The 14,726-nt window shown below is 40.7% G+C and carries 10 protein-coding genes; 9 read left to right on the forward strand and 1 reads right to left on the reverse strand.

What is annotated here, in order from left to right; translation table 11 throughout:
* Positions 1 to 128: 128 nt before the first annotated feature.
* The 9 genes from MH144_RS03805 to MH144_RS03845 all read left to right on the forward strand — a co-directional run bounded on the left by MH144_RS03805 (position 129) and on the right by MH144_RS03845 (position 14,275).
* A complete protein-coding gene (locus MH144_RS03805; RefSeq protein WP_239297737.1) occupies positions 129 to 1,586 on the forward strand; it encodes an ABC transporter substrate-binding protein in 1,458 nt (485 codons plus the stop codon).
* 189 nt (positions 1,587 to 1,775) lie between these two features.
* Entirely contained in the window at positions 1,776 to 2,603 is an 828-nt protein-coding gene (locus MH144_RS03810) for an amidohydrolase family protein (RefSeq protein WP_239297738.1), read from the forward strand.
* 60 nt (positions 2,604 to 2,663) lie between these two features.
* Positions 2,664 to 5,051: a glycoside hydrolase family 95 protein gene (locus MH144_RS03815; protein ID WP_239299250.1), complete on the forward strand. Its 2,388-nt coding sequence runs from the start codon at positions 2,664 to 2,666 to the stop codon at positions 5,049 to 5,051.
* 1,217 nt (positions 5,052 to 6,268) lie between these two features.
* Positions 6,269 to 9,436 (forward strand): rhamnogalacturonan lyase family protein, encoded by a 3,168-nt coding sequence (locus tag MH144_RS30715; RefSeq protein ID WP_481857339.1) that lies wholly within the window; start codon positions 6,269 to 6,271, stop codon positions 9,434 to 9,436.
* Positions 9,437 to 10,322: 886 nt separating this feature from the next.
* A complete protein-coding gene (locus MH144_RS03825; RefSeq protein ID WP_193722437.1) occupies positions 10,323 to 11,282 on the forward strand; it encodes a ParA family protein in 960 nt (319 codons plus the stop codon).
* Positions 11,283 to 11,302: 20 nt separating this feature from the next.
* The gene (locus MH144_RS03830; RefSeq protein ID WP_193722436.1) at positions 11,303 to 11,629 is read left to right on the forward strand and encodes a hypothetical protein; all 327 of its coding nucleotides are present in this window, start codon (positions 11,303 to 11,305) and stop codon (positions 11,627 to 11,629) included.
* Positions 11,630 to 11,689: 60 nt separating this feature from the next.
* Positions 11,690 to 12,331, forward strand: coding sequence for a hypothetical protein (locus MH144_RS03835; protein ID WP_239297739.1), 642 nt, complete (start codon positions 11,690 to 11,692; stop codon positions 12,329 to 12,331).
* Between the two features lie 217 nt (positions 12,332 to 12,548).
* On the forward strand, positions 12,549 to 12,713 hold the full coding sequence (locus tag MH144_RS03840; RefSeq protein WP_193722434.1) for a hypothetical protein: 165 nt from the start codon (positions 12,549 to 12,551) through the stop codon (positions 12,711 to 12,713).
* 722 nt (positions 12,714 to 13,435) lie between these two features.
* Positions 13,436 to 14,275, forward strand: coding sequence for a hypothetical protein (locus tag MH144_RS03845; protein WP_239297740.1), 840 nt, complete (start codon positions 13,436 to 13,438; stop codon positions 14,273 to 14,275).
* 50 nt (positions 14,276 to 14,325) lie between these two features.
* Here the strand turns inward: MH144_RS03845 and MH144_RS03850 are convergent, their stop codons facing one another.
* Complete coding sequence (locus MH144_RS03850; protein WP_239297741.1) at positions 14,326 to 14,667, reverse strand: helix-turn-helix domain-containing protein; 342 nt, start codon at positions 14,665 to 14,667, stop codon at positions 14,326 to 14,328.
* Between the last annotated feature and the right edge of the window lie 59 nt (positions 14,668 to 14,726).

Raw genomic sequence — 14,726 nt, forward strand, 5'->3', positions numbered from 1 at the left:
TTACTGGTTGCTCATCCTCAGATAGCGGAGAAGGAGAAAATAATGAGAACACATCACAAGTGACGATCGATGTTTTCGCTCATCAGAGCTCGGATATAAATCTACAAACCAACAAATTTACGAAAGCAATGGAAAAGAAGTTTGATGTCCAATTGAACTGGACTACCGTACCCTTCGATGGAGCTGCTGAAAAAAGGCAAATCTCACTCGCCTCAGGAGATTATCCTGACCTCTATATGCTCATTCCTTGGGTAGACCGCTTTTCGCAAACAGATCTACTGAAATTTGGTCAGCAAGGCGTCATTATCCCGCTTAACAAACTGATTGAGCAGTATGCACCTAACATCAAAAAAGTGTTGGATACCAATGAATACTATAGAGCCATGAATACAGCACCCGATGGTAACATATACGGATTAACTGGTTTAAATGAATGCTTTCACTGTTCCTACCCAAACAAAATGTGGATTAATACTAAATGGTTGGAACAGCTCGATCTAAAGGAGCCAGGAACCACTGAAGAATTTAAACAAATGCTGGAAGCATTTAAAACCCAAGATCCCAACGGGAATGGAAAGGCAGACGAAGTTCCACTTAGTGGATCTGTTGAGAATTTTGGTGTACGTATCGTTCCGTTTCTAATGAACGGTTTCATATACAATGATGATCGAACGTATCTCATTGTTAAAGACGGCCAAGTGGGTATTTCAGCCGACAAACCGGAATGGAGAGAAGGATTGACTTATATTCACTCCCTCTACAACGAGGGATTAATTGATCCAGGCGCGTTCACACAAAACGCCGGAACGTTTAAACAAATTGGCGATAACGCAGATCCGCAGCTGCTTGGTGCAGGGGCAGCCATGCATCCGGCTATATTCGTAAATACGGCAGAAGACTCGCCATATGGGAAGGATTATAAGGCCATACCACCGTTGAAGGGGCCGCATACCGAATACGCGTCCTATAATTATCCGATTGACCCGGGTGCAACGTTTGTTCTAACAAACAAGGCAAGTGAATCCGCTCAGATTAAAGCCATTCAACTGTTGGATTATCTGTACACACAGGAAGGCGCGATGGCTGGTTTTCTGGGAGAAGAAGGTTCAAGTTGGCGCAAGCCTCAAGAAGGAGAGGTGGCTTTAAATGAACAGGTGGAGCCCCTATATAAGACCATTCCCTTACCATCGGGAGCAGAACGGCGCAATGATAGCTGGGGATCACTGAGTCAATATAATCATCACCGTGCTTACCGTGACGCAGAGGTGCAGGGAACCAATATTTTTGCGAGCGATGGATATGAGCGTAGGCTTTATGAAGCAACTTTACCTATGGAAGGCAAAGAACCTCAAGAGATATTTCCGCATTGGGCGTTATGGGTAGATCCTTCTACTGCCGACGAGGCAAGCATGATGCAGACAAACATCAAGGATTACATTGATCAGAATGCTTTACAGTTCATTACAGGTGCGAAGAGTCTAGAGAAGGATTGGGATGACTATGTTCGTGGCCTCGAGGGTCTGAACATTAAACGTTACCTTGAAATCATGCAGGCTTCTTACGATTCTTCATCTGTTTCCAAATAATTTAATAAGACATAAGGGCGAAAGGGTGAGATTACTCTTCGTGGAGAAAACACTCTGCCGCTCTTATGTTCATTAGTGAAATAGCTACTAATGACCGCTAAGATCAAAATAAGATGCAAGCATGTAAACAGTAGCATTTTCGAATACTCTTATTGAAACACTATTCTTTTTAGAAGAGGAGTTTCCACATTGAGAATTGACGCCCATCAACACTTTTGGAAAATAGATCGCGGAGATTATGGTTGGATTACCCCAAATCTTAGCCGTTTGCATCGAGATTTTTTACCCGCTGACGTTGAGCCTATATTAAAAAAGCACGGCTTCGATGGATGTATCGTTGTTCAGGCAGCGGCGACATTGGAAGAGACAGACTACATTTTGTCACTCTCCGATCAAACGGAGTCTATTCTAGGGGTTGTTGGTTGGTTAGATCTCTCAAGCAAGGAGCATAGAAAACATTTTGCTCGTTACCGACTCCATCCGAAGTTCAAAGGAATCAGAATAATGATTCAGGATATGCCTGATCCTACTATCATCCTGGAGCCGAATTTCGTAGACGCTCTTCGTGAATATGCTGCTGAGGGTTTTCCAATAGACCTGTTATTGAAGCATGAACAAATGCAATGTGCACTGAAACTGATACAGCAAATCCCAACACTACGTGGGGTTATTGACCATCTGGCAAAGCCTCCAATTCATGAGGGTACACAGGAGCCGTGGGCTCGATATTTAGCTGAAATGTCGGAATATCCAGGGATCTATTGTAAGTTATCAGGGATGGTGACTGAAGCAGGCCAAGTATGGAGGCGGGAAAACTTTGTTCCCTATGTCCGTAAGGTTGTGGAGCTGTTTGGTCCCGAGAGAGTACTATTCGGCAGCGATTGGCCGGTGTGCCTCTTGGCGGCTGAGTATGATCAGGTTATGTTGATTCTGCTTGACGCCTTACCAGAACAATGGGGGGATATAGAGCGTCAGCGTTTATTTGGCCTGAATGCAAAGGAGTTTTATAAATTATAGTGAATGCGAGAATCAAATTAGAAAGCGCTAACAATATATAAAGGAGGACCTCCCTTGTTGATGTTTTTTAACAAACCGGCCCAAGAATGGACTGAAGCTCTTCCCATAGGAAACGGAAAGCTGGGCGGCATGGTTTTTAGTGGTATCGAGACGGAACATATACAGTTCAACGAAGATACGCTGTGGTCCGGGTATCCTCGTGAGAGCAATAACCCCGAAGCCCTACAAATGCTGGGGCCAGTAAGGGAGGCATTGTTAAGGGAGGACTACCAGCAAGCTGAACAGCTTGCCAGGAACATGCTGGGCCCTTACAACCAATCGTATCTCCCTCTTGGAGATTTACATCTGTATTTCGAGCATGGTAACTCAGCCAAGCAATACTCGCGAACGCTAGATTTGCAGAAGGGGATTTGCAGTACAAGCTATGCTATTGGCGGAGTTGGCTATACACGTGAAGTGTTTGCATCCCACCCCGATAAGGTTATTGTACTCCGCATCTCATCCGAAGAGAGCATGGTGAGCTTCCGTGCTCGACTGAGTAGTAAGCTTCGTCATAACGTCAGTGCGATAGACAATCAAATAATCTTAGAAGGCATAGCACCTGAGCATGTAGACCCGACTTATTTTGATCAGAAGCATCCCGTCATTTATGGTGATCTGAAGTCCAGTCCGGCGATGAGATTCGCGGCCTGTCTACAAGTCCACGCTGACGGAGGTTCAGTAATAGCGGTGAATAGTGAGATTGAAGTATGCGGAGCCAACACGGTCACTCTGATATTCAGTGCAACCACGAGTTTCAGAGGTTTCGACACCCTGCCCGGTATCAATGTTGACGAAGTGAAAAAGCAAACTGCTCACACAATTAAACTTGCATCGGGCACCTCGTATGAGCATCTGCGTGAGCGACATGTGAGTGACCATCGATCCTTGTTTGATCGGGTGGAGTTTAGCCTTGGAGCAGAGAGTGACTCTCGTCCAACTAATGTTAGAATCAATGAGTCAGGAGCGAGTGACAAGGGACTTCTGGAATTGTTATTTCATTACGGACGGTACTTGATGATTGCCAGCTCAAGGCCAGGATCGCAACCAGCCAACCTACAGGGTATCTGGAACAAAGAAATACGTCCACCGTGGAGCAGTAACTGGACTCTAAACATCAATGCAGAAATGAATTATTGGCCTGCAGAGATCTGTAATTTGGCATCATGTCATGAACCATTGCTCCACTTCATTGGAAACTTGGCTAAAAATGGAGCAGAGACCGCGCGAATTCATTATGATGCACGGGGATGGACAGCTCACCATAATTCAGATCTATGGTGCCAGACTTCACCGGTTGGAGCATATGGTCACGGAGATCCTGTTTGGGCGTTATGGCCAATGAGTGGAGCTTGGCTATCCAGACATCTATGGGAGCATTATGAATTTAACCAGGACAAGGAATATCTTCTTAAGGAGGCTTTCCCTCTAATGAAGGGAGCAGCGGAGTTTATATTGGATTGGCTTGTTGAGGACAACGATGGTGTTTTAATTACATCTCCGTCCACTTCGCCTGAACATCGATTCCGTTTGGACGATAATACTACATGTGGCGTCACCACTGCAGCTACGATGGATCGGATGCTAATTCAGGATCTGTTTAAGAATTGTTTAAGTGCTATTGAAGAGCTAGGGTATGAAAATATAGACTTTGCAATAGAGCTGAAAGATGTTTTAGCAAAACTATGGCCCATCTCAATTGGGAAAGAAGGGAGGTTACAAGAGTGGAAAAATGATTTTGCAGATGAGGACGTCCATCACCGCCATGTCTCACATCTATATGGAGTTTATCCGGGCGAATGGCTCATGGAACCGGGTATGGAGTCATTCTACGATTCTGCTAGACGATCATTAGATACTCGGGGTGATCAAGGTACGGGCTGGAGCTTGGCTTGGAAAATGAATTTGTGGGCTCGATTTGGAGATGGAAATCGCATCTTCTCATTAATTGATCATTTGCTACAGCCTGTAAGTGCCAATGATTTGAATTATCATCGTGGTGGTGTATACCCTAATCTATTTGATGCCCATCCTCCTTTTCAGATTGATGGGAATTTCGGGTATACAGCAGGCATTGCAGAAATGTTACTGCAATCACACAGTGGAACGATTCGTTTGCTTCCGGCCTTACCAGACCACTGGTTAGACGGAATGGTTCGAGGTTTGCGCGCCCGTGGAGGATACACAGTAGAAATCCAGTGGAAACAAGGGCGTCTTAGCCAGGCGATAATTAAAGCTGATCACACAGGAATATGTCGTGTTTATTCTGGTAAAAGCATTAACGTGACAGAGTCCAAAACTGGAAAAGTTCTTGTGACAAGTGAAGAAGGAGAGGAACTTGCTTTTCAGACTTCGAGTGGGGAAGTTTACATTGTTCGTGAGAATGAAGTCCTTAACGAGTGGAGCTGAAAGATACTTCTAAAACGAATAACCCTAAAAAGCAAACAAAGAAGCAAGATGGTTCTTATTGTCCTTTACCAAATCTCTTGAATAGAGTCTCTACGCTAGGATTCAATAGAGCTAAACACGCTAATTTCCAAATTAAATGAAGTGAGATGGGGGTAAAATGTGAAAAAAATGTCTCTCTTTTCATGATGGTATTGATGTTGTTTACATGTTTTAATTCGACTGTTATTGCTAGCGGAACCTCTTCTGATCGTTCAGACACGGAATGGTTATTCGACCTTGGTACACCAACCAGTCCAGTTGCCCAGGGTTATAAACAAGTACACAACAATACACTTTACAACTCAGAGCTTGGTTATGGTTTAGATTCCAGCACTGGAAGTCGTGATCAGGGTGGACCTGACGATTTAAGGCGTGACTTTCTACTGATGGCTAACCGAATGTTCATCCTCGATGTGCCTAACAACAACTACCTTGTTACTGTAATCTCAGGCTCTGAGGACAACAGTGACAGTACAAATTTCACCCTTGAAGATGGAACTGTAATAAGTGGAAGAACCGAAGCTGGCAAGTTTGCTGAGCATGTTGGTGTAGTTAAGGTGGAAGATGGTCAACTGAATATCTCATTTGGTTCAGCTCAGTATAGCCGGACAAATGCCATTCATGTTGTACCCATGCCGGATACGCCAATTTTGACATTGTCCAAAATAGATGTGATTCCAAAAGCTTCTGTTCATATGAAATGGGAGAATGTAAATAAGGCAACAGGTTATTATGTGTATCGCAAGAGTGAGTCGCAGAAAGCTTTTACCCGTATTGCCGAAGTAAAGGACGCCGCATATGTCGATGAAAATATTGACTACGGATATAAATATGAATATCAAATATCAGCGGTGATGAATGAGTTCGAGACAGGTCGTAGCAACACATTAAGCGTTCAGGTTCAGGACGATCAGATTACAAAACCACCCGCAGCGGCGGGGCTGAAAAGCACGGAGACTACTTCATCTTCTGTTAAATTAGAATGGCAGCCAGCAGAAGAGGCGAATCTATATTATGTCTATCGATCTCGTTTTGTTGATAAGCGGTTTGAACGTATTGGTATTACTGAGGAAACATCTTATATTGATGATACGGTCTCGACACACCAGAAATTATATTATCAAGTAAGGGCGGTTAATGGCGGTGGACTCTCGCCCGTGTCATGCACGTTAGAAGTAATGAACACGTTCAATTACGTTCGCCAGATGGAATATCTGGATCGCGGACTGATCGCTATTAAGACAGAGGACGGAGTGTACTTGGGATGGCGTATGATGGGAACCGATCCAGACGAGGTAGAGTTTGATCTGTATCGCGATGGCGAAAAAGTAAACGTTGAACCTATCCGTACCTCCACCAACTATTTGGATTCGTCAGGTACGGCAGACGCCAAATACAAACTTTATATTCGCAATGGGGTCGGCCCTGCTGGGACTGAAGAAGTCAGTGTCTGGGGAGAACAATACCTTTCAATTCCTCTGGATAAACCAGAAGATGGTGTTCTTCCGAATGGTGAAGTACATTCATACCAAGCCAATGACGCCAGCGTTGGTGATCTAGACGGTGATGGAGAGTATGAAATTGTTTTAAAATGGGAAGCCGTTGCACGTGATAGTTCTAGTTCCGGATATACAACTAATGTATATTTTGATGCTTACAAGCTGGACGGTACGAAATTGTGGAGAATTGATGCCGGTCGCAATATCCGTTCCGGAGCACACTATACACAGTTCCTTGTCTATGACTTTGATGGGGATGGAAAAGCAGAGGTGGCATTTAAAACTGCGGATGGAACCATTGATGGAACAGGGGCAGTCATCGGTGATCCTCAAGCTGATTATCGAAATTCAGCCGGCTACATCCTGGATGGCCCTGAGTATCTAACTATCTTTAATGGCGAGACGGGTCAAGCACTAGATACGGTAGATTATACTCCACCAAGAGGCACGGTAAGCGACTGGGGAGATAGCTATGGGAATCGTGTAGATCGATTCCTTGCAGGTGTAGCTTATCTGGACGGAGTGCATCCGAGTATGGTATTTACAAGAGGCTATTATACAAGATCGGTTCTGGCTGCCTATGATTTTAAAGAAGGGAAGCTGGTTCAGCGTTGGGTGTTTGACAGTAAAGACCCCGGTAACAGTAGTTACGAAGGACAAGGTAATCATAGTTTGGGAGTTGCAGATGTAGATGGCGATGGATTCGACGAAATTGCTTACGGTGCAGCAACCATTGATCATGATGGTACTGGACTGTACTCCACAGGATGGGGACATGGCGATGCGTTACATGTTTCTGATTTCGATCCCCTCAGGCCTGGCTTGGAAATTTTTAAAGTATATGAGCCTGCGGATTCGCCTCGTGGTTTTGGTGTGCATGATGCTGAAACAGGAGAATCGGTATGGGGAGTCAAGACGGGGGGAGATACAGGACGCGGGATCGCTGCAGATGTCGACCCGCGATATCCTGGTGCGGAAATGTGGGCCTCTAAAAGTTGGGATGGAACTGACGGTCTTTCTTCATTGTATTCAGTACAGGGTGAAGTGATCTCTGAAAAAAGCCCACAGTCTATTAATTTTGCAGTCTGGTGGGATGGGGATCTTCTGAGAGAACTGTTTGATCATCAGTTTAACTTTGACACAGGTTACGGATTGCCAAAAATTGATAAGTGGGATTGGGAAGCGGAACAGCTTGAGATGATCTATGCGCCCTCAGGTGTTCGCACCAACAATTATACAAAGGGTACACCTGCACTTCAGGCTGATATATTCGGTGACTGGCGAGAAGAGATTATTTTGCCATCTTTGGATAACAACTCCCTTCAAATTCATACAACGACTGACCTCACTGAATATGGTCTCTACACATTGATGCATGATCCGACATATCGTTTAGGCGTTGCGTGGCAGAATGTCGCCTATAATCAGCCTCCGCACACAGGCTTTTACCTAGGTGTAGGGATGGATACCCCACCGGAACCGAGCATCTCTTTAGTAGGTGAGCCCTCGTCACATCACAATAAGCCCATTACCGAGGCAGAAGTAAATGGCGAGTCGCATAATGGGTGGTATACATCACCTGTACAAGTAACGTTTACAATGACGAATGATAATACTGGGGCTGGGGTGACGTACTACCAAATCAATAACAGCGAGATTCGGACTGGTACACAACTATCATTAAGCAATGAAGGCACTCATGTCGTGGAGTACTGGAGTGTCGGTCAAGATGGAAGCAAGGAGTCAGTACAATCACTTACTGTACCTATTGATCTTTCGCCACCCACCATTGAAGTTCAGGGGCAGTCGCATTACACGATCGATCAACAAGTAGATGTTCGTTACACTGCAACAGATACCGGCTCAGGTGTAGCTCAGATGAACGGAGAATTACTGAATAAAGCAGCATATACACTGGAGCCCGGATTAAATGAGGTTAAGATTACCGTATCTGATCTGGCTGGATGGGAGCAAAGTGCGAGTCACAGCTTCGGAGTAACTGCAACTTTCAAAAGCTTGGGAGGACTGACGCGTACCTTTGCTGCTGGTTCAGAAGATTCTGAAGCACAGCAACTCACGGTGCAGCTTATTAGCATTCTACAGCAGGCCGAAGGGTTAGCGATGGCACATGAGGGGGAGAAAGCTCGCGAAAAGTTAAACTTGTATAGTACCGATATTGATGCAATGAAGGATGTGCTCTTTACATCTGAACAGGCAGAAGTTTTGATAAGATGGAGCAAGTGGTTGACTCATGAAACTCCACTACCCAATAGTGCTCCGGGAACACCCGTATTGTCAGATGATAACGGGTTTGACACAGGATTAAGAGATGGTGATTATATGTTATCGATGGATCTCTGGTGGGGAAATAATGGAACCTTATTCAAGTTGTACGAGAATGGGGAGCTGATTGACGAAGTATCGTTAGAGGATCAGACTCCTTCTTCACAATCAGTACAGACTAAAATCACTGAAAAACCAGATGGCACATACGTATATACTGGAGAATTAATAAACGCATTAGGGATCACCCAAAGCGCTCCATTAACCGTCACGGTAAAGGATGCCTTACCAAATGAAGCGATATTATCTAACGATAATTGGGATGGAGATGGCAGTTACAACGTGACGATGAATATGTGGTGGGGGACCAATGCAAATGAATATGAACTGTACGAAAATGGAACACTTGTGGACACACAAACTCTAACAGTACAAACACCTGATAGCCAAACTGCAGTAACAGTGATTACAGGAAGAACTCCAGGGATTTATGAATATGAAGCCATATTACGAAATGTTGCAGGAGTAAGCAGAACGGAAAAAATGAAGGTCATCGTTCAATAGTTGTAGTTGATCTTAGGATAGTATAACTATAGACAGAGAAGTCTGTTTTTAACACAGGCTTCTCTGTTCATTTTTCCAACGAGGTCTGCTTAGCATTGCTGTAAAAATAGGTGTATAAAAAAATTATTCTTGTTTTCAAGCAGAAAGTTAGAAATTGCATTTCAATTGTTCGTCAGTCGAGGGACAAAAACATGGTTCCGTTGAAGTGGCTATTTTAGCAATTTTACTATATCGGCAATTCTCTTAGCTTTGTTAGCGGCAGATCTCATTTTCGGAACTGGTGCTATTTACACTATCGGGCAGTTTATTCAAAATCAATCACGTTGATTGTTGCCCGTTAGATGAATTATGACTACTCAGAAAAACTATTGGGATGTAGGGGCAGAAAAGAGCTTATGAATTTGTTCATTAGAGGATCGAGATCAGCATGGTTATTAATGCATTGTTATATCTTTGAAAACTCAAACTACATATAACTCAAGTTAGACGCAGTAAATTTTTCTTAGAAACACAAGCTTGTTTATCAGAGAATTAACCTATCCCAAAAAGTTGTTAATAGAATTACATAAAATCCAGGAAAATCCATCAGCGCATTGAATGGAAGTTTAAAAATCAAAAGTTCTCTGACATGCTGTGCAGCGAGTTACTTCCGTTTGCGTCCTCCTGTCATGAATTGGTTTTTGGGAGAAGACAAGAAGATGGGTATTATCAATCAGAGGAACTACACATGTAAATGGTGATTACAAGTGATTTGAAAGCTGATCTTAAAAGTAACTTCAATTAATACGATATACAATGTATACTTTAACAAGCTAAGGACTACTAAGTAGAAGCTTAACATGCAATCAAATTAAACAGTTAGGAAAACTACTAGGAGGGGTAAACTTTGATTAGACAAGGGAAGGTTATTTCGTTCATAAATATGAAAGGAGGGGTTGGAAAAACAACACTAAGCATTGGTATTGCTGATTATCTTGCTAGATATGCTGATAAGAAAGTACTTATGATTGACATAGATCCTCAGTTTAACGCTACTCATTCATTATTAGATACATATATTGAAAAGAAAATTGCCCCCAAGTCTAATTCGCATGATGTAGAAATCATAGATGATATGCAAGTTGAAATTTCACTACCTTTAGAAGAGGCTGAGGATGAACTAGAGGAATCTGAAATTGAAGAGATACCGAGTTTTTACAGTCAGATACTGAAAGAAAATAAAACTATTTTCCAATTGTTCAAGCCACAATTAGATGTGACCCATAGAGTTATTTTGCCTAAAGCTGAAGAAATAATAATAAATGTAAAAGAAAATTTAGATCTAGTATGCGGTGACTTAAATCTAGTCTTAGCAAATAAGAGTAGTGATCACAGTTTATTCAAGAGGCTTAGGAACTTTATTACCATAAACAAGCTTAGAGAGGAATACGACTATATTTTAATTGATTGTCCACCTACGTTAACAATATATACAGATAGTGCATTATTAGCCTCTGATTTTTATTTAATTCCAAACAGAATTGATAGATACTCGATAATTGGCATAGATTCATTACAGAAAGCTGTAAGTAGTTTAATCGAAGACGAAATGATACCCTTAAAGTGTCTAGGCATTATATATACTATGATGAACAAAAAAATTAATTCTAAACAGAGAAAAATTAAGGATGATTTTGAATCAAAAAAATCTGTAAATACTTTAGATATTTTTGACTCAGTAAGTCATGTAGTAAATCATATACAATACGGTAATAGTGGTACCTTGCCGACAAGATATAAATCATCTTTAGAGGATATTGCTGCTATAACGGTTGAAATGATAGCGAAAATTGAAGCTATACAATAATTGTTGAGGGAGGAGGTTTTATGAACGAACTGATTATTTATAAAAATGAACTTAAAAATTCCAATCCTGCGAGATATAAAGTTATAGGGATAATATCCAGATTGATACTTTCAACGGAGTTATTCCGTAAAAATGAAGATATAATTGATTTTCTCAAGTATATTATTGAAACAGAATTCAAAGAATATGTCATAGCATCAAGAACTTTAATTGTTGCTCGAACAGTCAGGGTTATTGATGAATTATCAGAAAATGAATATCTTAACTGTAAACGAAAACTGTATAAGTATATCGACTCTAGAATTACCCAGCCTAATAAAAAGAATACTTTTGATGGATGGTTATAAAATATGAGGTATATAGGGACTGAACTCTGTAAAGAAGAAATTGATAACTTGATTTCTTATGTGGAAAATTATAATGGCAACTTTAATTATATTTCTATGGATCAAAAGACAATCGAGTTTTATAGGTTTATATCAAAACAAGTCATTTTTTTTAAATTTATACTAAAAGCTTACCCGAAAACTTATTCAATTCAAGTTATAGTTTCAGATTTTTTATCTTTAATAGTGAATGATCTGAAATTAGAAACGAGATATTATTATCTTAATCAGCGATCTATAATTGAAAATTATATGAGAATGATATTAAAAGACCAACTAAATATTACGCATATTACTAAACAATCGTTTAAAGATTTAAAGGAACAAAATCAATTAGAACTAAACGAAATAGAATACAATAGGATAATAAACGAATACAAGATAGCGTGCTCATTTATTCATGGTGGAGATTTTTTACAAGAGCATTTAGTAAGTAATTTTGAAGAATGTGTAGATAATAAAACCCAAATATCAGAAAGGAAAAGAAAAGGTAAAATTTCTCAATTTTTTGAAATGGTAAATATTCTTAATAAACTGTTTCTAATACACAACAGTGAGGAAATTGATAGTTCTTTTCATAGAAATAAAGTTACTTTAGAATATTTAATGGGTAAAAGATATATGATCAAATTTCATCAAATTAAAAATGTTGCTGCTAGGTAATCAACAATTTCTTTTACATGATGATAGTGACTAAACAACACAAAAAAACTACATGCTTATTGTGAGTGAACAAAATAATCAGCATAAAATGTTCCAAAAAAAGTAGGGTCTTATGTAAGAAAACTGATTTTTTTGAAGCGTATGGGACAACTTGCATGGTGAAATACTAGTTGCCACGATGGCACCTTAAATTATCACTCGGAGAGGGGAAGTTAAAATGAGTGAAACGAATAAAGAATGCAATAAACAAAAGCAAGTTGGTGACCAATCAAAAGTGAAAATCATGGCTCCCTCGGCAGATGGTGGTCCTGATCGAGAAGTAACCGTTGTTTACCAGCGAAAGGCGAAATATGGTATACCGTCATTCCTCAAAGTTAAATAAACGACTTTCAAGGAAAAACCAGCGCTTAAATGGTATTATCCCCTTTTAGTAGACATGAATAGAAAGACATCTGTTAAGATGAACTTAATCATGTAAACGAAGGGGATTTTTTCATGGCTAAAAAGGAAAAACATTCCTGCGGTATTCCTTGGAATTGAAATTGGAGGTAGTCCGGCCGGTCAACTAAGAACGTATGAGTATACGTGAAGTAGCGACACGTTTAGATATACAAAATAAATCTCAGGTACAAGTGTGGGCAGCCAAAGCAAAACAAGGGAATGAGTCTAGAACCTGCTACATCCAAACGGTGACGCTTTAGAACCTACTAGTAATGAGGCAGAAATCTATCTTATTAAAAAAAGTTAATTGATATTACTCCATTACTACTGCAGAATGAGAATTCCTTTGGATTGTTGATTCAGAAAAATGCTCAATTAAAGTTGTTTTCAACTTTAAAAAATGTTCCTGAATCAAGCTCATGAATTGACAATTTGCTTTATTTTTTTATCTTAAGTAGATCATTCTTGACTTAACATCATTTAGACGCTTAGAGCAACTAACAAGTCTAAGCAATGGTGTCTAGCCCATTCCTAAATGTAAAGGTTTAATCTTAGAAGCTGCCGTTTGGCAGCTTCTTTGTTTTTTCTGTATCCTCATGATGAATAAATTTTATTTGAACCGTCAATACCACTCACTATCTTAAAAAAAAGGAGTACGAACTAGTGAGCATAGATAATATAATTCATTTTGTTCAATCACCCCACTACGAGGAGATGTGTTGCTCTAGATCTAGAGTAAAAATTCTAAGACAACTAATCAGTGAATATCAGGCTTCTCTTGGATTTCAACGATTTGAGTGGACAGCGCAAAATGTCGTCGGCAAATTCGTTGCAACTAAGCAGTACATTACGGAAAACTATCAGTTTTATGAGCTACTAGATAGTCATGGTGTGCTTCCTAAGGTTATCCGAATTAAATGGAATAGGTTAAATGAGTTGGAACAGAACTCACTTCAGGAATGCCGTTTAGCTAGCAAGCCATACTTGCGATTTACTCCCAAAAGGATCGCTCAAGGACAAAATGAAGAGGTACTCAGTGGCTACAAAAATGATATGGCCAACTATGACATTTACGGCTTATTAGATAAATGGAAGCAACAAAAATGGATCTACTCTAGGCTGTTTGATCAGTGGACTGCTTTACGTGTTACTGCTCTAAAGGAGATGCTAAATAACAGCCAATCCACTATCCCTCTGTCTGCAGGAAAGATAAGTGTGGTTATTCCGGATCCGTGCGTCAATACTAATTCTGCATTTCAATGGGGAGGATCAGAACTACTCCAGCGCTGTGGAAAGATTGATATAGACCAAGTAAAGCTATTCGCAGCCAAAGGCTACTTTTCTATGACTCAGGTCCGAAAAAACGTAAAAATACTGGATGTAAGGACGAAGTACATTCTCATGACATTAACAAGTGAACGTAATATGATGGAAGGAATGATTCAACAATCTAACCGGTATTCCTGGATGAATTTACGAAGCCAACAGGGATGGGAAGTTTAAATTGAATTTGCAATAAAAAGCCGACGTCCAAAGACATCGGCTTTTTTGGTCTAGTTATCGAAAAGTTCAGATAAGAGGAGGTTAACCTTTTTTAGATCAGAAGCCTTCATTGGCCAAAGCTTCTCATTGATCTCGTTCACTAACTTCTCTTTGTCATTAATCCCTGCTTTAACATACTTACTGTAATGAAAAAGTTCGTGTACATTAACTTGGAGTGCATCAGCAATCTTTTGAAGGTTCAACAAGGTTATGTTTTTCTCTGCACGCTCAACGCCCCCAATATAGGAGAAGTGGAAGCCGGCCATTTCGCCTAATTCCTCCTGCGAATATCCTTGTTTCTTCCGTAATTCACGGACACGTTGTCCCACTAATTTTAGTACAGGTTCGTTCATTGCCACACCTCTAATTTAGTCTAAACAATGCGAAACCTTCAATACATTAATGTATATAG

It is taken from the genome of Paenibacillus sp. ACRRY (genome assembly GCF_022346995.1).
GTDB lineage: Bacteria > Bacillota > Bacilli > Paenibacillales > Paenibacillaceae > Paenibacillus.

Bases quoted from the DNA above. Each gene is read 5' to 3' on its own strand.
- MH144_RS03805 (WP_239297737.1), top strand. From the start codon at position 129: ATGGAAAAGAAGTTTGATGTCCAATTGAACTGGACTACCGTACCCTTC.
- MH144_RS03815 (WP_239299250.1), top strand. From the start codon at position 2,664: ATGTTTTTTAACAAACCGGCCCAAGAATGGACTGAAGCTCTTCCCATA.
- MH144_RS30715 (WP_481857339.1), top strand. From the start codon at position 6,269: ATGAACACGTTCAATTACGTTCGCCAGATGGAATATCTGGATCGCGGA.
- MH144_RS03830 (WP_193722436.1), top strand. From the start codon at position 11,303: ATGAACGAACTGATTATTTATAAAAATGAACTTAAAAATTCCAATCCT.
- MH144_RS03840 (WP_193722434.1), top strand. From the start codon at position 12,549: ATGAGTGAAACGAATAAAGAATGCAATAAACAAAAGCAAGTTGGTGAC.
- MH144_RS03850 (WP_239297741.1), bottom strand. From the start codon at position 14,667: ATGAACGAACCTGTACTAAAATTAGTGGGACAACGTGTCCGTGAATTA.